Genomic DNA, 20,936 nt, shown 5'->3' on the forward strand with positions numbered 1-20,936 from the left:
CTAAAGGAGACTTACAAACATGAATAAGTTTTCAAAAACAGTAGCGACTTCCGTACTCGGATTCGCTACCCTGTTTTCAAGCTTTGCTCCGGCAACAGGCTTTGCGGCTGAGAGCGAAACGTCGAACTGGACAAGAGAAGATGCAGCAAAGATTGTGCAAAACAAGGATAATACAGCACCTGAAATTAATACAAAAGATCTTGAGCAGATTGCGCCAGATTATCATATCTGGGATACGTGGCCTCTTCGAAAAAAGGATGGCTCCATCGCAACTGTGAACGGATATAAAGTGATCTTCTCACTGACAGCACCAAGTGATGTATTGCCTGGTAAGCGTCATGATATCGCTGAAATCCGCTATTTCGTTTCAAAGAATGGTAAGGACTGGGAGCTTGGTGGAACTGTTTTCAATGAAGAACAGGCACTAGGTTCACGTCAATGGGCAGGTTCTGCCATGATTGAAGACGGCGAAATCAATTTCTTCTATACGGCAACTGGTCGTAAAGGCGAAGAGCAATTGACTTATGAACAGCGTCTTGTAAAAGCTTCTGCTGATGTGGATGCATCGAAAAAAGGAGTCGAATTTACAAACTGGTCTGATCATGAAGTGATTCTTGAGCCAGATGGCGAATACTACCAGACAATGGAACAAAGTAAGCAGGGCGACATCGCTTATGCATTCCGTGATCCATGGTTCTTCGAAGATCCTAAAACAGGCGAAGATTATATTTTGTTTGAAGGAAATTCCGGAGGCACGCCTGCAGAGCGCTCGGTTGAACAAGAACACATTGGTTCTGAAGACTTCGCTACTGTAGACGAAGTACCAGAAGTATCAAAGCTCTTTAACGGTAGCATTGGTATCGCAAAAGCAGAGAACGATGACTACACTGAGTTTGAAATCATGCCTCCGTTGATGGAAGCGAACAGCCTGAATCAGGAACTTGAGCGTCCGCATATCGTGACAAAAGGGAATAAATATTACCTTTTCACTGATACGCACAAGAACAAATTCGCTCCTGGAACGAATGGTCCAGATGGTCTCTATGGCTTCGTATCAAACTCTCTAACAGCGGACTATGAACCTCTTAACGGTAGTGGTCTTGTTGTAGCGAATCCAGAGAATGAACCATATCAAACGTACTCATGGATGGTAATGCCGAATGGCACAGTGGTTAGCTTTGCGAACTTCTATGACCTAAATGGCTTAACGATCGATGAACTTGGAGCGCAATCAGAGCAGTACCAATTTGACCACTTTGGTGGCACACTAGCACCATCTCTTAAACTTTCCATTCATAATGATGAAACGAAGATTGTGAAAGAAATGGATGCTGGCGTATTTAAATAATCTTTTATGGTAACTGTCGGGGGACACACTTCGGCAGTTACTTTTTTATTCAGAGATATCCTATTCGTAAACTCGATGGACAGGAGAGCTTGATACGATGAGAAAATGGTTGCTAGCTGTCGGAGCTATCTTAGTAATCGGCATAATTATACTCATAATGAGCTGGAATGAAAACAATGAATCTTCCAGGCAAGACGAAGTAAAAGAAGCGGGGATCCTAGAAGACTACAATCAATCGTATCGACCCCAATTTCACTATACGCCGATGCAAAACTGGATGAATGATCCAAATGGAATGGTCTTTTTTGAAGGACAATACCATTTATTTTATCAACATAATCCTTCTGGAAATGAATTTGGCAACATGGGCTGGGGCCATGCGGTTAGTGAGGACCTTTATAACTGGGAAGAGAAGCCAATGGCGCTAGAGGCGGATGATCAGGGAATGATTTTCTCGGGTGGTGCGGTCTATGACGAGAACAATACGAGCGGTCTTTTTAAAGAAGGAAAAGGGGGTCTCGTAGCGTTCTATACAATCGCTGGTGAAGAACAAACTCAGGCGCTTGCTTATAGTGAAGATGGTGGCGAAACATGGAAAAAGTACGGTGGTAACCCAATACTTCCGAATCCAGGAATCAAAGATTTTCGAGATCCAAAAGTGATCTGGCACGAGGAGTCTGAAAAGTGGATCATGCTTCTCGCTGCTGGAGATAAAGTTATCTTTTACGGTTCGGATAATTTGATCGATTGGCAGCAGCTTAGTGAATTTGGTGTCGATCAGGGAGCGCAGGGTGGCGTTTGGGAAACACCAGAGTTATTTAAACTACCTGTCGATGAGGATTCGGAGAATGAAAAATGGGTGCTACAGGTGGATATGAATCCAGGCAGCATCGCCGGCGGATCCGGTGGACAGTATTTTATCGGTGATTTTGATGGAGAGACGTTCACGAGAGAAGGCGCAAAAGAAGACATTAACTGGGTCGATTATGGAACTGATTTCTATGCGGCTCAAGCCTTCAGCAATCATGAAGGTAATCCGATTTGGATGGCGTGGATGAGCAATTGGAAGTATGCGACTGATTTGCCAACGGATCCGTGGAAAGGGGCGATGTCTTTACCACGTCAGGTTTCTTTGAAAGAAGTGAACGGAGAAACGCGTCTTATCCAAGAGCCTGCGGGTGAGATTGAGTCAAATCGTTCTAAGAAGTTAGTGGATTTATCGGATAAAGAAGTGGAAGGTCGAATGCCGCTTGATGATTTTAAAGCAGATACGTATGAGGTGATCGCTGAATTTGATTTAGACACGTCAGGTGAATTCGGCTTCCGCGTTCGAAAGGGAGATGAAGAGGAAACGATTGTAGGTTATGACTCCAAGAATAATCTCGCGTTTGTTGATCGGCAAAATAGTGGCGATACAGGATTTCATGAACAGTTTCCTGGTGTGTATCGAGCTCCGCTTGAACCAACGGAAGATGGCAAAGTGAAGCTCCATCTTTTTGTTGATCGCTCTTCCGTTGAATTGTTTGTGAACGATGGAAAGCGTGTTATGACAAATCGGATCTTCCCATCTGAGGAAAGTGATGGTTTTGAGATCTATGCGATGAATGGCAAAGTGACACTTGATTCTTTAGAAGTGTATAAGCTTGATTCTTCGTGGAAAACGGGTGGGGAAGAGTAAAGGTTACATGTTGAGAGCGGTCATCTGCGATAAAGATGACCGCTTTTTCGTATTGGAGACTTCTTGTTGAGAGGTGAATCTCGTTATTTCCGCGAATTCTGGAATATATCCGCGATATTTTATTTTATTCCGCGAAAAACGTGATTTTTCCGCGATATTCTTAATTATTCCGCGAAATGCTCGATAATCGAAAATAAATAGGTCCATAGAAGGGGTTTCCTTTTCTTGGATTGGGGTACAAATAGCTATCTTGTAAATAATGGGGGATGTATGGAAATGGAATCATCATTTTCAAATTCAGAACAGCAAAAGTTTGTCAGTACTCTTCAGTCATTCAAGGAAAACCGTCAGAATCCAGTTGTGTTAGAAGAACTATTATCAGACGCTGCCGTTCTCATTGACCAGAATAATCTCGAATCCCTTTATCAACTCGCTAGTGACTATGATAAGGCGGGCGTTTTTGAAGGTGGACCATGGGAAGAACCTCGTAAATTACAACCGCCTCTTGTAGGGGGATCTTTTAAAATAGACGGAAACTATTCGATTTTTGAAGTACTAAGTGAGCTTCGTATGCTTGCGATTGCGAAAGAGGAATATACTCATCCAGATGTTTCGAGCGAACAGGCTCGCACTTTTCTAAACAAAGTCATGGCGCTAAATCTCCAAATGATTTTCCCAGCTGAGACGGAGGAAGCAAGAATCAATCAAGGTCAAGAACAAAAGAGGGGCATGAACCTTTTTCAATTTTTAGCTGAAAAGATGTCGCTCGGATCGCTGTCGGCTACGTTTGTGGATGAAATTGATCGACTAACCGCACAGCGCCCGATCATGGTAAAGCGAATTAAAGAAATGATCGGTTACGCTGAAAATCTCTTGTCTTCAGAGGACTTAAGCACAGAAGGACGCGCGAGCATTCAGCGCTATCTCGATAGCGTGCATGCTCCGACGGAACTGAGTCAATCCTATCCGGACTTTATGGACTATCGCGATCAATTCAATGCGTTATCTGAAATGGAGAAAGAGTTAGAAGCGGAACGGTTCGCTGATGTCATGCGTGATACAGGTCTCGTTTCTCCCATTCACGCACAGCTTGCTCGTACCCTTGCTGAGGAGGACGCTTCTCATCTACTCGTCCTCACGCTTGGATTAACTGAAAAAGGTGAAGCTAATTTAAATGAGCATTTTTCTTTAGTAAAAGAGCTCATTTTACTATCCATCTATCCTGTCACAGCTCAGTCCCTCTATGGACTTGCGCGCATGCTTGAGCGTGGGGTTTTATCTTCTCCTCCGGTAATCCCAGGGCTTGAAAGGATCATTGAAATCGATATGCTAGCAGAAGTAGAAAAGGATTTAATGGCTTCACGGAATCATCCTGATGATGTGACGCCTGTGGGGATTTTACTTTCAGGTCTACTGAGTGTGCTAGGGCAACCGCTTGGCATTGGTCAGGGGATGAATCCTACATGTCAATCTGCGCGAGGAATCAGCCTTTGGTCACAGCACGACCCTGGATTCCTTCTAGAACTTGTTGCAAGAGCGTGTCGGGATGGTGAAGTTGATATTTCGTTTGAAGGGGCTGAAATTAATTCTTCTCTCATCTTAGGAGGTCTAGCTCCGGATCTTCACAAAGAGCTTGATGCCGTTTCTCTTATCCTCGTTCCGCATCTTGATCGCGTTTACGATGAAATGATGAAGCGCAGTGCCTTTCGTGGGGAAGATGGTCATAAATTTGTGAATCCAGAATTTTACGGTCAGTGGATATCCAAAGAGTTTTCTTCTGTTATCAATCCAGTTACTGGTGGCGTGTCAGATTATGAGCAGTTTGCTCGGCTTTTTTACGCGACGCATCATCCAGACTACAACGCAGGACATCAGCTCATTTATCCAAACCCGGTCGGAATTTTCGTTACGACGGCTAATGCGGACTTACTCGGGTTGCATGCCATTTCGATTCAACGTATTGCTGCGGATTCATCCGGACAAATGAGAGTTTATTTCTATAATCCGAACAATGATAGCGGTCAAGATTGGGGGCAGGGCATTAAGTCAACGGTTCGGAATCACGGCGAAGAGGAAGGGGAAGCGAGCCTTCCATTTGATCAATTCCTTTCACGTGTTTATGCCTATCACTATAACCCAAACGAGATGGGCGATTTAGCGGTCGTTCCAGATGAATTGATTGATCGGGTGACATCTCTCGCAAAAGAAAGCTGGGGACAGAAATATCAGTGGGCAGATTTAACGAATCCGTTTTTAATTTAAAAGGTTGATGGGTTCCCTTCTTCTTCATAGAAGGTGGACCCTTTTCTTATTAAGGGGTAGAGTAGAGAGAATAGATGATTCACTAATTAGGAGGTACATAATATGGAAGCAAAACTAGTGATTGATGCACGCGCGATACTTGGAGAAGGTCCTTGCTGGGATGATCAAAGCCAGCTTCTCTATTGGGTGGATATTGAAGGGAAGAAGGTTCACGCCTACAATCCAATGACCGCAGGCAATATTGAGACGCAACAGGAGCAAATGGTTGGCACAATTGCTCCGCGAGAATCAGGCGGACTTGTGATGGCGATGGCCGGTGGCTTTTATGCGATGAACCTTTCTACGGAGAGCGTGGAAGCAATCACCGATCCAGAAAGCCATTTACCAGATAACCGATTTAATGATGGCAAGTGTGATCCGGCAGGCAGGTTTTGGGCAGGTACGATGCACTTAGAAGGATTAAAAGGAGAAGGAGCGCTTTATTGCCTTGATGAAAACCTTGAAGTGACGAAGAAAGTTGATCATGTGAGTACATCAAATGGTTTGGCATGGTCACCTGATACGCGCTACATGTACTTTATTGATACACCAACGAAAAAAGTTGTCCGCTATGATTATGATTTTTCTACCGGTGATATTCGTAACCCCGTTGAGGTGATCACTATTCCAGACGGAGAAGGGATGCCGGATGGGATGACGAGCGATGAAGAAGGAAATCTGTGGATTGCCCACTGGGGTGGATCTAAGGTAACGAGATGGAATCCTGATACCGGTGAGCGAATGCTAGAAGTAAGCGTCCCTGCATTGAACGTAACATCATGCGTATTTGGTGGAAAAGAGCGGAACGAGCTCTACATTACTACTGCTAGAACGAATACGAGTGAAGAAGAGCTAAAGCAGTTTCCGTATGCAGGCGGAGTGTTTCGAGTGAAAACAAATGTGATAGGCAGTCGAACCTACTCGTTTAAAGGTTAGTCCTTTTCCCTTCCTTCTTGTTTAAAAGTCTTCTATAATAGTAGGAAAATAATAGAAAATGAATGGAAAAAGAAGGGGAGGCTGAGTGTGAAACTAAAATCACTCATCGCAATGGGGCTTTTTTTATTGCTGCTTGCGGGTTGTTCGGATCAACCATCAGCGGTTGATGCGTTCGATACATATGTTAAGGACTGGAATAAACAAGAATTTAGCAGCATGTATAAGAAGTTATCACCTGCTATGCAAAAGGAAATATCAGAAGAAGACTTTGTTGATCGCTACAAATCTATTTATGGCGATGTAGAAGTCGAGGATTTGAAAGTTACTTTTAAGAAACCGGAAGAAGAGCCTGAGCCAAATGATGAAGGAGAAGTGACGTTTCCTTTTTCAGTGTCGATGCAGACACTAGCTGGCGAAGTTTCGTTTGATAACGAAGCAACGCTAGTCCTGACTGAAGGAGACGACGCTGATTCTTACGGTGTGAACTGGAATCCTTCGTTTATTTTTAAAGAATTGAAGGAAGGTGATGAGGTCGCCATTCGTTCTTCAGTTCCGGTTCGTGGTGAATTGACCGATCGGAATGGAGAGGGCTTAGCGATCAATGGTACGGTTAAGCAAATTGGCGTTGTGCCGCAGGCCATTGAATCTGATCAAGAAAAGATTGTGAATGAGCTTAGTGATGCGTTGAAGGTGAGCGTAGCGGATATTGAGAAAGAGCTTAATCAGGGGTGGGTGCAGTCTGATCCAACACAATTCGTTCCGCTAAAAAGCGTGATGGAATCAGAGGAAGAGTTACTTGCTGAAGCAAGTGAGATTACAGGCGTTCAGATAAACAATACGACTGAAAGAATCTATCCTTTTGGTGAAAGTGCTGCACATTTAACAGGCTATATTCGTCAGATGCAGAAAGAAGATCTAGAGAAGTATGCAGGAAAAGGGTATTCCAGCTATGAAAGCATTGGAAAGGCTGGCCTCGAGCAAGTGTATGAAGACGAGCTTCATGGTGTAACGGGCTGGTCGATTGAAGTAAAGGGAGCAGATCCTGAGAAAGTGATTGCCAGTAAGGAAAAGGTTGATGGCGAGAACATTCAAGTTACGATCGATGGCACTGTCCAACAGAAGTTGTTTGAAGAGCTTGGAAAAGATCCGGGAACTGCGGTAGCGCTCCATCCAACAACAGGTGAGACGCTTGCATTAACAAGCTCCCCTGCCTATAATCCAAATGATTTTACACTTGGGTTTGACGAAGGCGAGTATGCGAAGTTAGCTGATAATAAGGATCTTCCTTTTTCAGCGAAGTTTAATAAAACGTATTCACCAGGCTCGACGATTAAGCCGCTTACTGCCTCGATCGCACTACGAGATGGGGATTTAGATCCGAATGCAGTTGAGAAAATTGATGGTTTGAAGTGGCAGCCAGACTCAAGCTGGGGTGGATATAAAGTGACGCGCGTGAAGCCTGCAGATCCGGAAGTAAACCTTGCAGAAGCGCTTATGCATTCGGACAATATTTATTTTGCACGTAAAGCGCTGGATCTTGGCGCAGATAAGTTCCAGAAAGGATTGGAGTCGTTCCAGGTTGGTCAGGAAGTTGAGTTTCCTTTTCCAACTGAAAACTCTTCGATCTCGAACGGAGGGCTCGATGATAATGACATTCTTTTAGCTGACTCTGCCTATGGACAGGGGGAGCTACAGATTTCTCCTTATCAGTTAGCGATGACCTATACGACGTTTGCGAATGATGGCGTGATGCTGAAACCGACGCTTCGAACGGGAGAAGACGAGTCAGCGGAGGAGTATGAAGTGATTTCTCCTCAAATCGCCTCGATTGTGAGCGATGATCTTGCGAAGGTGGTTTCTGATCCTGAGGGTACCGCTTATGATCCAGTGGTTAAAGGCATTTCGCTCGCTGGTAAGACAGGAACGGCTGAGTTAAAAGCGGCAGGCGAAGAAGAAGGCCCAGAAAATGGACTGTTTGTCGCGTATAATACGGACAAGAACGACTTACTTGTCGCGATGATGGTCGAAGGTGCCTCAAGTCACGATATTACAGGCAAAGTAAAAGACGTTTTCGCTGAAATGCAGTGATGTTGGATGGACTTTGGCTGGCTGATCGCGGTTTATTGGCCAAATTCCTGATATATTGGCTAAACTGAGATTTTATTGTCCAAAACGCGAATATATTGTCCAAAATCAACTATTATTGGCCAAACATACTAAAGCCTCGATTCTCACACAGAATCGAGGTTTTTTTCTGGAAAAGTAAGGAATCTTAAAAGGAATTCTCGGCACTCTCATGGAAAGTAATAAGGATAAGCTAGATTCAATCGAAAGGGGGGTGTCGAACGATGCAGCATAATGATCTTTGTATGATAGATCGATTAGAAGGGTTCACGCCTGAGGTTAGTAGATTGGTTTCGATGATGAATTACGCTAGATATACGACGGAAGAGACGATAAAAGGATTAACTACCGAACAGCTCGATTTTCACCTTGATGAAAAGAGCAATTCAATCGGCATGCTGCTACAGCACATGGCTTCGGTTGAAAAGGCGTTTCAAATTATGACATTTCAAGAGCGAGAGTTAAATGACGAGGAATGGGAGGAGTTTGGGACAGGGATTGAGCTTGGAGAAAAGGCAAGATCAGTCATTCGAGGGCGCGATCTGGATGATTATTGGAGTGAACTCAGTCTTGTGCGTGCTCATACGCTGGATCACCTGCGAAAGAAGGACGACAAATGGCTCGAAAAAGTCACACCGTTTGGTTGGGATGAAAAGGCTAACCATTATTTCAAATGGTTTCACGTGATGGAAGATGAAATTAGTCATCGCGGGCAAATACTCTTAATTAAAAGAAGAATAAAGAGTTAGAGGTGAAACAAAGTGCATAATGGAACACTGATGACAATACGAGACAAAGCATTATATGTAGAAGTGCATGGTTCAAAAAATAACCCGCCTCTTCTTTATCTACACGGAGGACCAGGAGAGAGCTGCTTTGATTTCTCTTACCATCAGACGGATCGACTGAAAGAGAATTTCAGAGTGATTGCGATTGATCAGCGTGGCGTTTGCCGTTCAGAAGCGGTGATTAATGATGAAGAATTTGGCTTGATGGATTTAATCGAAGACTGCGAAGCGATTAGGAAGCAATTTGAATTAGAATCGTGGTCAGTGCTCGGTCATTCGTTTGGTGGCTATCTTGGTGTCCTCTATGCCAGTCTTTATCCTGAATCAATTGATCATTTACTGCTTGAATGTCCGACGTTTGATTTTACGTTAACATCGAGAAGCTTGTTGAAAAAAACGAGTGCGCTCTTAGACAAATATGGGGAGCATCAGAAAGCAAAAGAGAGCTTAGAAATCGCCAAGGATTCTGATATTAAGAATCGAGAGCTTGCAGAGCTTTATGGAACATACAGTGATTACCTTGAAGAGAATCGAATGGAAATATACATTTACAATTCGAACGAGCCTACAGACTATAGCTATTATAGTGAGGCGAAATGGGATGAGCTTTATGATAAATCAGAAGTTCACTATAACCTGTTAAGAGAAGAAGGAGAAATCTTTCATTCACTCATTCCACATCTATCAAAGCTTACGATGCCAACTCTCTTATTAACAGGAGAGCACGATCCTGTGACATCTGAAGAACAGATCGACGCTTTCAAGAAGTACGTTGAAAATGGGGCAATCTATCATTTTGCAAACAGCGGCCATACTCCCCATGATGAGGAAGCCGATCACTTTGCTCACGTTATAACTCAATACATAGGTGATAAAAGAGGAGAATAGACACATGTTTACATATCAAATTAATGACGATCTTTACCTAAGAATGTATTCGCTAGAAGATGCAGAAGCACTTTATCATTTAATCGATGAATCAAGAGATTACTTGAAAGAATGGTTAGCGTGGGTTGATTACAATACAGATATTGAGGCTTCCCGAGAGTTTATTCAAAGTACGCTAAAAGGCGTTAGTGAAACAGGAGGATATCCGAAAACGCTCGGCATGTTTTATAAAGGTGAGCTTGCTGGAACGATTGGGTTTAATGAAGTGAATCGAACTCATCAGTACGCGACAATTGGATACTGGCTAAGCGAAAAGTTTCAGAAGAAAGGCATCGTAACGGAGGCGTGCCGTGGGATTATTAATCTAGGATTTAATGAAATCGGGCTCAATCGGATTGAGATTCGTGCGGCCTCAGGAAATAAGAAAAGCCAGGCGGTTCCAGAACGACTAGGTTTTACGAAAGAAGCGGTGGTACGGGAGGCGGAGCTCGTTAATGGACAATTCTATGATCACATTGTGTACGGAATGCTAGCGAGAGAGTGGTTAACAAAATAAAAAGAGGCATAAAAAAACTCCAGGGGGAGAGAATCCTCTGGAGAAATTAAGGTAGATCAACTTTCCTCATTAAATACTCTAGTTCTTCCATTGTGCACTCATAGAGCTGTTTATCTTTTAATTTATAAATTCCACGGTCTAATAGACGTTGAATGAAGGACTGTTTTTGTTTAGGATCTTGCTCGGCATTGCTTAGGTGTGACACGTTTCATTCCTCCTGTCAAGTATATCCAGGTAATATGTTCCACTTTGGGTCCATGCTCAAACCTTAATGAGCACATTTCTAAAAAAGGATAAAGCGCTTTCGTGACGAATGCTAGATGATAACGATTAGGGGGGATACGATATGGCGAAATATGACGTACTACTAGGGGCAGAGCCTTTTTACTTTGAAGGGAATCACATTGGTGTACTTGTTCTCCACGGTTTTACAGGTTCGACGCAAAGCATGCGTTATCTTGGGGAGCAATTGGCTTCAGAAGGGTATACGGTTTGTGGTCCGAGGTTGAAAGGTCACGGTACTCACTATGAAGACATGGAGCAGAGTACATATGAAGAATGGATCCAGTCTGTTGAAGATGGTTATCAATGGTTAAACGAACGATGTGAGGAAATCTTTATTACAGGCCTGTCGATGGGCGGCACGCTAACGCTTTATTTAGCTGAAAAACATCCTGAAGTGAAAGGGATCATGCCGATTAATGCTGCGATCGATTTACCAGGTCTTGAACAAATGAGAGGAAAAACAGAGCCGCGTTTCCTTGATGCAATTGGATCAGATATTAAAGCGGAAGGTGTCGATGAGCTCGCATACGAGAAAACGCCTACGAAGTCGATTCAAGAGATTCTTGTTTTAACCGAGATTACACGAAAGAGGCTTGAAACAATATCGGCGCCGACATTAATTTTTAAATCACTAGAAGATCATGTTGTGCCGCCAGAGAATTCGACTACGATTTATAATGAAATAGCTTCATCGAATAAAGAAGTGATCGAACTAAAAGATAGTTATCACGTAGCGACGCTCGATCATGATAAAGAGTTGATTGCAGAAAAGTGTAAAGCATTTGTGAAAGCTCTTCTATAAAGGAGGTTTTAAGATGGAAGTCAGACAGCTAACAGCGGATGACGCTGAAGCTTATTGGGAACTTCGGTTAGAAGCGTTAAAGAAAAATCCAGAAGCATTTGCCTCAAGCTATGAAGAGGCGATTCAAAAAGATGATCCGATTAAAAGTACAGCGAGAAACATGGAATCTGGTGCCACTTTTGGAGCTTTTGATCAAGAAAAACTAATTGGTGTGATCACTTTTGTCAGAGGCAGCGGCATCAAGGTTCGTCATAAAGCTGATTTATTTGCTGTTTACGTGACGCCAGAATATCGTGGCAAAGGGGCAGGGAGAGCACTTCTATCCCGCGTGATGGATTATGCGAAAAGTCAGGATGCTCTCATTAAGTTAAGCGTTTCAGTTGTATCTACGAATGAACGGGCTAAACATCTGTACAAAAGCTATGGATTTAAAACCGTTTACATTGAAGAGAAGGCCCTTTATGTTCAGGGAAGGTTTCTAAACGAAGAACATATGGTGCAATACTTTTAAGAACTAGCAGACGTCACGATGACGTCTGCTTTGTTGTGAAATCTTCATTATAAAGAGCAACGCTGTAGGGAAAGAGCTCAGCTGTCATCATTCCATCTCGAACAGCGGGATCACTTTTCATAAGCGCTTCTGCTTCTTTTTCAGAAGAAACCTGAATGACAACAATTCCAAAAGAAGAAGGGTCGTTGTTTAACGTTCTGCCAGCCATAATGAGCATATTATTCTTCAACAGCTGCTGAAGGGCATGGAAGTGCTCTGATACAATACTGTTCTCTTTGTCAGTCCAGTTGCTTTCTTCTAGTAGTTCGGGAATGAGCGTTAGCTTGTATAGAAATTGTTTCATTTGTAACCTCCATAACTGGCAAATCAGAGGCACAAGGCTCTTCTGATTAAAAAGTCACCATGTATAGTTTGTTTCTCCATTAAAGAAAGAAATCCTCTATTTTGGGGAAGGTTGTGCTCGCAATTACTAGAAATATGAACAGAAAAATAGCTAGAAACGCTTCATAGCTTAAATTTTTTAAGTCGAACCACTGTTTCCTCTTTCAGAGCAGTGGTTTTTTTGTGCTTCGGTAACGAAATAAAGCAAAAAAGTGCATAACTTTCTGTTTTTTTTACCGTTGAAACGCTTACAGAACGCAGTATAGAATATTAACCAGACATTAAAACGCATACATAACTGTGCGGATCACTTTGATTCCGCTTACAAAAAGGAGAGGCAGCAATGAGTTTATTTACAGTCGGTTCATTTCTATTTTTTACTGGTATGGTAGCCGTGATCTCCTACCTAGTGACAAGAAAGGAAGATTTAGCAACACAGGATGGATATTTTCTAGGAGGAAGAAGTCTAGGCGCATGGGTCATTGCAGGTTCATTGATGCTGACGAATCTTTCAACTGAACAATTAATAGGTTTGAATGCTCAAGGGTATTCAGACACTATTGCGGTTATGGGGTGGGAAGTTGGTTCAGCCATCTCACTTGTGATCGTGGCTTTCTTCTTATTGCCACGGTATCTTAAAGGTGGTATTACGACGATTCCAGATTTCCTAGAGGAACGGTATGATTTTGGGACTAAGCAAATTGTTACCATTCTCTTTCTTTTTGGATATGTTTTCAATTTGCTCCCACCTATTCTTTATTCAGGGGCGGTGGCGCTAAATGGACTTTTCAATATTCCGGAAGTTTTAGGTCTTGGTCGAATGGCAAGTCTTTATGTAACCGTTTTTGCAATCGGAATTATTGGTGCGATTTATGCGATCTTCGGTGGTCTTAAAGCCGTTGCTGTATCAGATACGATTAATGGTATTGGTCTTTTAATCGGCGGGTTAATGATCCCGATTATCGGACTGTATGTGCTTGGAGATGGTTCGTTTCTTGGAGGATTTAGCACGATTGTTGAGGACTCTCCTGAGAAATTAAATTCGGTTGGTGATAAAAACAGTCCAGTTCCGTTTGGGACGATGTTTACGGGTATGCTTCTTGTTAATCTATTTTACTGGGGCACGGCTCAGCACATTATGCAGCGAGCGATTGCAGCTAAGAATTTGAAGGAAGGTCAGAAGGGCGTCTTGATTGCTGCCTTCTTAAAACTACTTGGACCTGTGTTTCTTATTTTACCTGGAATTATTACCTTTAATATGTTTGGACCTGGTCTTGAACCAACGGATGCTTACCCGATGCTAGTGAATGAAGTATTACCAAAGCCGCTTGTTGGCTTCTTTGCAGCAGTGTTGTTCGGTGCAATTCTATCATCTTTTAACTCTGCTCTAAATTCATCGGTGACGCTCATTGCTCTTAACATTTATAAACCTTATTTTAATCCAAAAGCGCCGGACAATATAGTTGTACGAAAAGGAAAATTCGTTGGAATTATTCTCGCTATTTTTGCAATGTGTATCGCTCCAATGATTGATAAAGTTCCTCAAGGATTCTTTCAATATTTACAAATCGTAAACGGTTTCTATAACGTGCCGATCTTTACGATTCTCATTGTTGGGTATTTAACGAAACGTGTCCCTTCGATCGCAGCGAAGGTTTCTCTGTTTGTTTTCATAGCGGTCTATGCGACAACTCAACTTATTTGGGATACAGGAATTCACTTCTTGCATATTCTTGGTATTTTGTTTGTGGCTTGTACGATTCTGATGCTCGTGATTGGAAAAATTGCGCCACGTGATAAGGACTTTGTACTTGAAGAGAATGCGCAGGTAGAAATGTCTCCATGGAAGCTTCTGTATCCTGTAGGTATTGCAGCGACAGTAGCGATGATTATTATTTATACGTTGCTTTCACCAATTGGCATCATTTCGTAATGTTCCATTGGATTTCCATTTGATATAATAGGAACAATGTCAAATGGAATGAAGGATGATGTGGGATGAGTAAGGCGAATGAGCCAATCGAATCGCTATATCACAGCGTTTACGAATCATTAGAAAAGCTACAAAAGGAAGTAACTGAGCAAGAAGAGAAGCTGGATCTTGTGGACCCAGCTGATATAGAGAAGCTTGATCGCACACAGTTTGCACTGCAATTGTCCAAGGATGTTCTTGAGAATTTCGTAGCTTCAGGGAAAAGCATGACCATTAATTATGACAAACGCTCGATTACAATTGAAGTAGCGAAATAGAACAGGACCGCGCTTAGGCGGTCCTGTTTTTCATTTCTGTAACGAGACATTTGTGTTCGTTCGGTATTTTCCTGGTGAAGTGCCTGTCACTTTTTTGAACACTTTATTAAAGTAATTGGCATTTTTGTATCCAATGAGAATAGCGATATCCTCTGAAGAATATTTGGTATTCAATAGGAGCTCTTTTGCTTTTTTAATGCGAATATCTGTTAAATACTGTATAGGCGTTTGGTTCGTATATTCCTTGAACTGCCTAGTGAAATGATAACGAGACATGCCGGATGAAGCCGCCATTTCATCTGGGCCTATTTCTTCATTATAATGATTCATTGCATACATCGAAGATTCCACGATTGCCTCAGGCCACTCAGACAGTCGCTTTTCTAGGTTTGAACAGTACGTATAAAGCATCATTGTGAATTGATAAGCCTTACCGGAAGCTTGATGAGCATTAGAAATCTGTCGGTTTGAAGCCATACTTAATAGATTAAGTAAGTAGTGAACCGGCTCCGAATTTGGTTGGAAATGGATAATGTGTCCAATTTGATTTTGAATTTCATCCCAATACTTTTTCACGACATCTCCGTAGAGAGTAAGGTATATAAACTCCCAGCGATCACTATCTTCAGGTAAATAGTAGCGGTAGTCACCTGGAATATTTACGATAAATCCCTGACCAGGTGTTAATTCATGACTTTGTCCATCAATGTCGATGCAGCCCTTACCAGAGATCGTATATTGAAATATGTATTTTCCTGTATCGCGTCGATTTGTCCCGTCCCAATCGTAGAGAGAAGTGGTTTGTTCATCCCATCCGAGTGACCAGATTTGGGCGATGTTCTGAAGTGTAGGATCTGAAAAACGATAGCCGTAAGATCCGTATTGTAATGATTTTTCTTCCATATGATCCCTCCTTAACAAGCAAAATAGTACCATTTATTTAACGAGAACGTACAGGTGAATCATACTCTAAATAGCATTTTAGCTTATATAGGAAAAGAAGTCTAAGCAATAAAAGGCATTATACTTAAATTTATTTACCATTGATCAGATATAGGGATTTTTTTAAACTAGATGTGGATACGAAAACGAGGATGTGAAAACGTTTTCGATTAGAAGACGGAGGTAAGTATATGCCAGTCATGATTAATGATCAAACACTTCAGTTTCACTTACAAGGAAAAGAAGTCAGCTATGTATTTCATGTTATGAAAAATGGGCAGCTCGGACAGCTGTATTTTGGGAAGAAAATCCGAAATCGATCAGATTTCAGCCATTTATCTAAACGAGAATCTAGAGTGACATCCTCTTACATTTACGATGATGACTCAACCTTTTCACTAGATTTAATAAAACAGGAATATCCAGGGTATGGAACGTCAGACTATCGAGAGCCTGCTTTTCAAATCGAACATCCAGATGGAAGTCGCATTTCAGATTTCACCTATCAATCATATGAACTAGTAAAAGGAAAGCCTCGTTTATCAGGTTTGCCCGCTACATATATTGAGGACGAAGAGGAGGCAGATACGTTAGTGATTCATTTGTACGATAAAGTGATGAATCTTTCTCTTTCGCTGATGTATTCTGTTTACCATGGAAGAAATGTCATCACTCGCTCTGCGTTGTTTACAAATCATGGAGAAGAGACTCACGTAATCAAACGAGCACATAGTGCCTCAGTTGATTTTCCAGATGCGGATTATGAAATGATTCAGCTATCAGGTTCGTGGTCGAGAGAGCGTCATATGTCCGAGCGGAAGCTTAGCCCAGGTATTCAAAGCATTCAAAGTACGCGTGGAACAAGCAGTGCACAGCACAATCCGTTTCTTGCATTAAAAAGACCAATGACAACGGAACATACTGGAGAAGTCTACGGATTTAGCTTCGTCTATAGTGGGAACTTCCAGGCGCAGGTCGAGGTAGATCATTACGAGACGGCAAGAATGACAATGGGGATTAATCCATTTGATTTCTCATGGACGTTAGGAAGTGGCACTAGTTTTCAAACACCTGAAGTAGTGATGGCTTATTCCAAACATGGGTTAAATGAGCTCACCCAAACATATCATGATCTCTATCAATCTCGTCTTGCGCGTGGAAAGTGGCGGGATGCGGAACGTCCTGTTTTACTAAACAATTGGGAAGCGACGTATTTCGATTTCGATGAGAATAAACTACTTAGCATTGCTGAAAAAGCGAAGGAAACAGGGGTCGAACTGTTTGTATTAGATGATGGATGGTTTGGTAAGCGAAATGACGATCGGACCTCTCTTGGTGATTGGTTTGTGGATTCTAAGAAGCTTCCTGAAGGATTATCAAATCTTGCTTCAAAGATGAATGATATGGGGCTATTGTTTGGACTCTGGTTTGAACCTGAAATGGTATCAAAAGAAAGTGAACTCTATCAGAAACATCCAGATTGGGTCATTCAAGTGCCGGGACGCTTAAAGTCTATTGGGCGGCACCAGCTTGTACTTGATTTTGCGAATCAGGAAGTGGTGGATTACATCTATGAACAGATGGCTACGATTTTAAATGAAGCGAACATTGACTATGTGAAGTGGGATATGAATCGCTACATGACGGAGATCGGTTCGCTATCGCTTCTGAAAAATCAGCAGGCGGAAGTACCACACCGCTATATTTTAGGTGTTTATGAGCTGTATGAACGTTTAATCGAAGCTTTTCCACACGTCCTGTTTGAATCATGTGCAAGCGGCGGGGCAAGATTTGATCCCGGTATGCTTTATTACGCCCCACAGGCGTGGACGAGTGATGACACAGATGCAATGGAGCGACTTAGCATTCAATATGGAACATCGTTGGTTTATCCGCTGAGCAGTATGGGAGCGCATGTATCAGCTGTGCCGAATCATCAGGTGAAACGAATTACGTCGCTTGAGACAAGAGCGAATGTCGCTTACTTTGGCGCGTTTGGATATGAGCTCGACGTGACAAAGATGAATAAAGATGAGTTGAAGGAAATGACGGAGCAAATCCGCTGGTATAAAGAGAATCGCCAACTCCTTCAATACGGAACATTCTATCGATTAAAAAGTCCGTTTGAACAGAAAGGAAATGTCACAAGTTGGATGAGTGTATCAGGCGATCGAACGAAAGCTATCGTTGGTTATTATCAAGTACTTGCGGAGCCTAACCCGTCATTTAAACGTTTGTACTTAAAGGGGCTTGCTACAGAGAAAGAATACGAAGTAAGCGGCTATGAAGGAACTTACTTTGGGGATGAATTAATGAGCGCTGGAATTCAATTATCAAGCGGTTATGATGGATCACAAACAGGTGGTTTGGAAGAATCAGGAGATTTTTCTTCTCACGTATTTGTATTACTCGAGACGGATCAGAATAATAGAGGTGGAGAAGTATGAAGAAACTTGAACAGGAATTTATTGAACAATTCGGAGAGGAAGGAGAGAGAGCTCTCTATTTTGCTCCTGGGCGAGTGAATTTAATTGGCGAGCATACGGATTATAACGGGGGACACGTCTTTCCATGTGCCTTAAGCGTTGGTACGTATGCCGTTGCAAGAAAACGTGAGGATCAGAAGGTCAGGTTTTATTCCATGAACTTTCCAAGTCATGGAATCATAGAATCTTCATTGGACTCGCTCGTTTATAACGACGAGGATGATTGGGCGAATTATCCGAAGGGAGTCATCGCTCTTTTTCAACAGGACTATTCGATTCCGCATGGCATCGATATTGCCTATTACGGCAATATTCCAAATGGAGCCGGTCTATCATCTTCTGCATCAATCGAGCTAGCCACGTCTGTCGTACTGAGGGATCTTTTTCATGTTCCAATTGAAATGGTTGAAATGGTAAAGCTTTCTCAAAAAGCAGAGAATGAGTTTGTTGGAGTCAATTGTGGAATTATGGATCAGTTTGCAATTGGTATGGGGAAAAAGGATCATGCAGTTCTTCTGAATTGTGACACGCTTACGTATAAGCACACCCCGATCCGTCTAGAAGATCATTCATTGGTTATTGCGAATACGAATAAGCGTAGAGGACTAGCCGATTCCAAATACAATGAACGCCGATTGCAGTGTGAACAGGCTCTCAAAGCTTTGCAAGAAGAGCTTGACGTTAACTCGCTAGGTGATGTGACAGAAGAGCAATTCGAAGCTTATAAGCACTTGATTCTAGATACTAAAACTCGTAAGCGTGCGCGTCATGCGGTTTATGAGAATCGTCGCACGATGAAAGCTGTTGATTTTCTGAACGAAGGCGATGTTGAGGCGTTTGGAAAGCTCATGAATGAATCGCATGTCTCATTACGTGATGATTACGAAGTAACAGGGAATGAATTAGATGCGATGGTGGAAGCTTCTTGGAAAGAAGGGGTCGTTGGGTCACGAATGACAGGCGCTGGTTTTGGAGGCTGTACGATCAGTATTGTGGAGAAGGAAAAGGTCGAGGCCTTCATTAAAAACGTTGGTGAAAGCTACAAACATCAAACGGATCTTGAAGGAGACTTCTATGTTGTTGAAATCGGTGACGGCGCTCACAAGGTGGTGGAAGGAATATGAGGCATCAAAAGAGACCGAATATTTATTTAGAGATTGAGCGCCTTCTACAATACGGTTTGCAAAAACAGCTGATCGAAAGTATGGATGCCGATTACGCTCGAAACGCTCTTCTACACCTTTTTGAATTAAATGGAATTGAATCGTTTCCGCATCCACACGAAGAGCAGCTCGACACACCAACATCTATCCTTGAGAACATGCTTGATTATGCAGTGATGACAGGTTTAATAAAAGAAGACACCGTTACCGAGCGTGATCTGTTCGATCCTAAAATTATGAATACAATCGTTCCACGACCGTCAGAGACCATACGTCAGTTTTATGAAGATTACGGGTACAGTCCAATCAAAGCGACAGATACTTTCTATCAGCTTTCGAAGGATTCGCAATACATTCGAACGAACAGAATTGCGAAGAATGTGCATTGGTATAGTAAGACAGAGTATGGTGACCTTGAAATCACGATAAACTTATCAAAGCCTGAGAAAGATCCTAAAGCGATCGCAGCAGCAAAAGCCAATCCATCTTCAGCCTATCCGAAATGCTTGCTTTGCAAAGAAAATGTCGGGTATGCCGGAAGACTTGATCATCCAGCGCGCGATCAGCATCGAATCATTCCAGTGAACCTTGAGGGAGAAAATTGGTACATTCAGTATTCTCCTTACGTTTATTACAATGAGCATGCAATCATTTTATCTGAGTACCATCGTCCGATGACGATCTCTAAAGAAGGTTTTGATCGTTTGCTTCATTTTACTGAACAGTTCCCTCATTACTTTATCGGTTCCAATGCGGACCTTCCAATTGTCGGTGGATCGATCTTAAGTCACGATCATTTCCAAGGAGGGCATCATGAATTCCCAATGGCGAAAGCGGAGATTCAGGAAGAAGTTCACATTAACGGCTATCGGGATGTGACGATTGGGATTGTAAACTGGCCGATGTCCGTGCTTCGCTTACGAGGAAGGAATCGGAAGCGTCTAACGGAGCTTGCGAATACAATTCTAACGTCGTGGAGAGGATATACTGATCATGATGTCAATTTAGTACATGAAACAGATGGAGAACCCCATAGTACGATCACCCCAATCGCAAGAATGCGCGGAGATCAATTCGAGCTAGATCTTGTGTTACGAAATAATCGAACGAGCGCGAAACATCCAATGGGGATTTTTCATCCACATGAAGAAGTGCATCATATTAAGAAAGAAAACATTGGCTTGATTGAAGTCATGGGTCTTGCGGTTCTGCCCGGGCGTCTTATAGAAGAAATGGAAAAGCTCGCTTCTTATATAGAAGATCATCTTCTTGATCGCGCATTTCATGATGAAGTGGTAGCGAAGCATGTACCTTGGGCAAAAAAGGTGATGAAGAAACATGGATCTCTATCGAAGGATCAGTTACGTGACACGCTTAGACATGAAATTGGTTTAACCTTCTCGACTATTCTAGAACATGCGGGAGTATTTAAACAAGATGAAGCAGGTCAGCAAGCGTTTAGACGTTTCATAAACCAGGTGACTAACTAAATAGATC

At 42.4% G+C, this 20,936-nt stretch carries 18 protein-coding genes; 15 read left to right on the top strand and 3 right to left on the bottom strand.

The window, feature by feature from the left end:
• Positions 1 to 19: 19 nt before the first annotated feature.
• From AC0VYV_RS04875 to AC0VYV_RS04910, 8 genes are all read left to right on the top strand, one after another.
• Entirely contained in the window at positions 20 to 1,348 is a 1,329-nt protein-coding gene (locus AC0VYV_RS04875; RefSeq protein WP_475366712.1) for a glycoside hydrolase family 68 protein, read from the top strand.
• Positions 1,349 to 1,445: 97 nt separating this feature from the next.
• Positions 1,446 to 3,026, top strand: coding sequence for a glycoside hydrolase family 32 protein (locus AC0VYV_RS04880; protein ID WP_475374506.1), 1,581 nt, complete (start codon positions 1,446 to 1,448; stop codon positions 3,024 to 3,026).
• A gap of 276 nt (positions 3,027 to 3,302) precedes the next feature.
• Positions 3,303 to 5,288: a ferritin family protein gene (locus AC0VYV_RS04885; RefSeq protein WP_475374507.1), complete on the top strand. Its 1,986-nt coding sequence runs from the start codon at positions 3,303 to 3,305 to the stop codon at positions 5,286 to 5,288.
• 102 nt (positions 5,289 to 5,390) lie between these two features.
• On the top strand, positions 5,391 to 6,263 hold the full coding sequence (locus AC0VYV_RS04890) for an SMP-30/gluconolactonase/LRE family protein (protein ID WP_475373365.1): 873 nt from the start codon (positions 5,391 to 5,393) through the stop codon (positions 6,261 to 6,263).
• A gap of 87 nt (positions 6,264 to 6,350) precedes the next feature.
• A complete protein-coding gene (locus tag AC0VYV_RS04895) occupies positions 6,351 to 8,351 on the top strand; it encodes a penicillin-binding transpeptidase domain-containing protein (RefSeq protein WP_475373366.1) in 2,001 nt (666 codons plus the stop codon).
• Between the two features lie 260 nt (positions 8,352 to 8,611).
• Positions 8,612 to 9,136: a DinB family protein gene (locus tag AC0VYV_RS04900; RefSeq protein ID WP_475366716.1), complete on the top strand. Its 525-nt coding sequence runs from the start codon at positions 8,612 to 8,614 to the stop codon at positions 9,134 to 9,136.
• Positions 9,137 to 9,166: 30 nt separating this feature from the next.
• Positions 9,167 to 10,063 carry an alpha/beta fold hydrolase gene (locus AC0VYV_RS04905; RefSeq protein ID WP_475374879.1) on the top strand — a complete coding sequence of 299 codons (897 nt, stop codon included), beginning with the start codon at positions 9,167 to 9,169 and terminating at the stop codon, positions 10,061 to 10,063.
• A gap of 4 nt (positions 10,064 to 10,067) precedes the next feature.
• Positions 10,068 to 10,619, top strand: a complete 552-nt coding sequence (locus AC0VYV_RS04910) for a GNAT family N-acetyltransferase (protein WP_475366718.1) — start codon at positions 10,068 to 10,070, stop codon at positions 10,617 to 10,619.
• A gap of 46 nt (positions 10,620 to 10,665) precedes the next feature.
• On the opposite strand, the gene AC0VYV_RS04915 is transcribed toward AC0VYV_RS04910, so the two are convergent.
• Positions 10,666 to 10,824 (bottom strand): Fur-regulated basic protein FbpA, encoded by a 159-nt coding sequence (locus AC0VYV_RS04915; protein ID WP_475374508.1) that lies wholly within the window; start codon positions 10,822 to 10,824, stop codon positions 10,666 to 10,668.
• A 141-nt stretch (positions 10,825 to 10,965) separates the two neighbouring features.
• Here AC0VYV_RS04915 and AC0VYV_RS04920 point away from each other — a divergent pair, with 141 nt between their 5' ends.
• Complete coding sequence (locus tag AC0VYV_RS04920) at positions 10,966 to 11,706, top strand: alpha/beta hydrolase (protein WP_475374509.1); 741 nt, start codon at positions 10,966 to 10,968, stop codon at positions 11,704 to 11,706.
• A 13-nt stretch (positions 11,707 to 11,719) separates the two neighbouring features.
• Positions 11,720 to 12,217 (top strand): N-acetyltransferase family protein, encoded by a 498-nt coding sequence (locus AC0VYV_RS04925; protein ID WP_475373368.1) that lies wholly within the window; start codon positions 11,720 to 11,722, stop codon positions 12,215 to 12,217.
• A gap of 13 nt (positions 12,218 to 12,230) precedes the next feature.
• Here the strand turns inward: AC0VYV_RS04925 and AC0VYV_RS04930 are convergent, their stop codons facing one another.
• Positions 12,231 to 12,560 (bottom strand): YciI family protein, encoded by a 330-nt coding sequence (locus AC0VYV_RS04930; RefSeq protein ID WP_430243632.1) that lies wholly within the window; start codon positions 12,558 to 12,560, stop codon positions 12,231 to 12,233.
• A gap of 381 nt (positions 12,561 to 12,941) precedes the next feature.
• Between AC0VYV_RS04930 and AC0VYV_RS04935 the strand changes: the two genes are divergently transcribed.
• Both AC0VYV_RS04935 and AC0VYV_RS04940 read left to right on the top strand, forming a co-directional pair.
• Positions 12,942 to 14,531, top strand: a complete 1,590-nt coding sequence (locus tag AC0VYV_RS04935) for a solute:sodium symporter family transporter (RefSeq protein ID WP_475374510.1) — start codon at positions 12,942 to 12,944, stop codon at positions 14,529 to 14,531.
• A gap of 65 nt (positions 14,532 to 14,596) precedes the next feature.
• Positions 14,597 to 14,848, top strand: a complete 252-nt coding sequence (locus AC0VYV_RS04940) for a hypothetical protein (protein WP_430243630.1) — start codon at positions 14,597 to 14,599, stop codon at positions 14,846 to 14,848.
• Between the two features lie 30 nt (positions 14,849 to 14,878).
• On the opposite strand, the gene AC0VYV_RS04945 is transcribed toward AC0VYV_RS04940, so the two are convergent.
• Positions 14,879 to 15,751, bottom strand: coding sequence for an AraC family transcriptional regulator (locus AC0VYV_RS04945; protein WP_475374511.1), 873 nt, complete (start codon positions 15,749 to 15,751; stop codon positions 14,879 to 14,881).
• Between the two features lie 230 nt (positions 15,752 to 15,981).
• Here AC0VYV_RS04945 and AC0VYV_RS04950 point away from each other — a divergent pair, with 230 nt between their 5' ends.
• Genes AC0VYV_RS04950 through galT form a run of 3 tightly spaced genes read left to right on the top strand, consistent with a single transcriptional unit; the run spans position 15,982 to position 20,929 of the window.
• The gene (locus AC0VYV_RS04950; RefSeq protein WP_475374512.1) at positions 15,982 to 18,237 is read left to right on the top strand and encodes an alpha-galactosidase; all 2,256 of its coding nucleotides are present in this window, start codon (positions 15,982 to 15,984) and stop codon (positions 18,235 to 18,237) included.
• On the top strand, positions 18,234 to 19,400 hold the full coding sequence (locus AC0VYV_RS04955) for a galactokinase (protein ID WP_475374513.1): 1,167 nt from the start codon (positions 18,234 to 18,236) through the stop codon (positions 19,398 to 19,400). Before AC0VYV_RS04950 ends, AC0VYV_RS04955 begins: the two co-directional genes overlap by 4 nt.
• Positions 19,397 to 20,929 carry a UDP-glucose--hexose-1-phosphate uridylyltransferase gene (galT, locus tag AC0VYV_RS04960; RefSeq protein ID WP_475374514.1) on the top strand — a complete coding sequence of 511 codons (1,533 nt, stop codon included), beginning with the start codon at positions 19,397 to 19,399 and terminating at the stop codon, positions 20,927 to 20,929. The genes AC0VYV_RS04955 and galT overlap by 4 nt, the downstream gene beginning before the upstream one ends.
• Positions 20,930 to 20,936 lie beyond the last annotated feature (7 nt).

The organism is Anaerobacillus sp. QJM3NY_17 (assembly GCF_056173665.1).

What these genes read in the sequence shown, in the direction of transcription:
- AC0VYV_RS04935 (WP_475374510.1), top strand. Translation starts at nt 12,942, where the DNA reads ATGAGTTTATTTACAGTCGGTTCATTTCTATTTTTTACTGGTATGGTA.
- AC0VYV_RS04940 (WP_430243630.1), top strand. Translation starts at nt 14,597, where the DNA reads ATGAGTAAGGCGAATGAGCCAATCGAATCGCTATATCACAGCGTTTAC.
- AC0VYV_RS04920 (WP_475374509.1), top strand. Translation starts at nt 10,966, where the DNA reads ATGGCGAAATATGACGTACTACTAGGGGCAGAGCCTTTTTACTTTGAA.
- AC0VYV_RS04910 (WP_475366718.1), top strand. Translation starts at nt 10,068, where the DNA reads ATGTTTACATATCAAATTAATGACGATCTTTACCTAAGAATGTATTCG.
- AC0VYV_RS04945 (WP_475374511.1), bottom strand. Translation starts at nt 15,751, where the DNA reads ATGGAAGAAAAATCATTACAATACGGATCTTACGGCTATCGTTTTTCA.
- AC0VYV_RS04905 (WP_475374879.1), top strand. Translation starts at nt 9,167, where the DNA reads ATGACAATACGAGACAAAGCATTATATGTAGAAGTGCATGGTTCAAAA.
- AC0VYV_RS04890 (WP_475373365.1), top strand. Translation starts at nt 5,391, where the DNA reads ATGGAAGCAAAACTAGTGATTGATGCACGCGCGATACTTGGAGAAGGT.
- AC0VYV_RS04885 (WP_475374507.1), top strand. Translation starts at nt 3,303, where the DNA reads ATGGAATCATCATTTTCAAATTCAGAACAGCAAAAGTTTGTCAGTACT.
- AC0VYV_RS04875 (WP_475366712.1), top strand. Translation starts at nt 20, where the DNA reads ATGAATAAGTTTTCAAAAACAGTAGCGACTTCCGTACTCGGATTCGCT.
- AC0VYV_RS04925 (WP_475373368.1), top strand. Translation starts at nt 11,720, where the DNA reads ATGGAAGTCAGACAGCTAACAGCGGATGACGCTGAAGCTTATTGGGAA.
- AC0VYV_RS04955 (WP_475374513.1), top strand. Translation starts at nt 18,234, where the DNA reads ATGAAGAAACTTGAACAGGAATTTATTGAACAATTCGGAGAGGAAGGA.
- AC0VYV_RS04950 (WP_475374512.1), top strand. Translation starts at nt 15,982, where the DNA reads ATGCCAGTCATGATTAATGATCAAACACTTCAGTTTCACTTACAAGGA.
- AC0VYV_RS04930 (WP_430243632.1), bottom strand. Translation starts at nt 12,560, where the DNA reads ATGAAACAATTTCTATACAAGCTAACGCTCATTCCCGAACTACTAGAA.
- galT (WP_475374514.1), top strand. Translation starts at nt 19,397, where the DNA reads ATGAGGCATCAAAAGAGACCGAATATTTATTTAGAGATTGAGCGCCTT.
- AC0VYV_RS04900 (WP_475366716.1), top strand. Translation starts at nt 8,612, where the DNA reads ATGCAGCATAATGATCTTTGTATGATAGATCGATTAGAAGGGTTCACG.
- AC0VYV_RS04880 (WP_475374506.1), top strand. Translation starts at nt 1,446, where the DNA reads ATGAGAAAATGGTTGCTAGCTGTCGGAGCTATCTTAGTAATCGGCATA.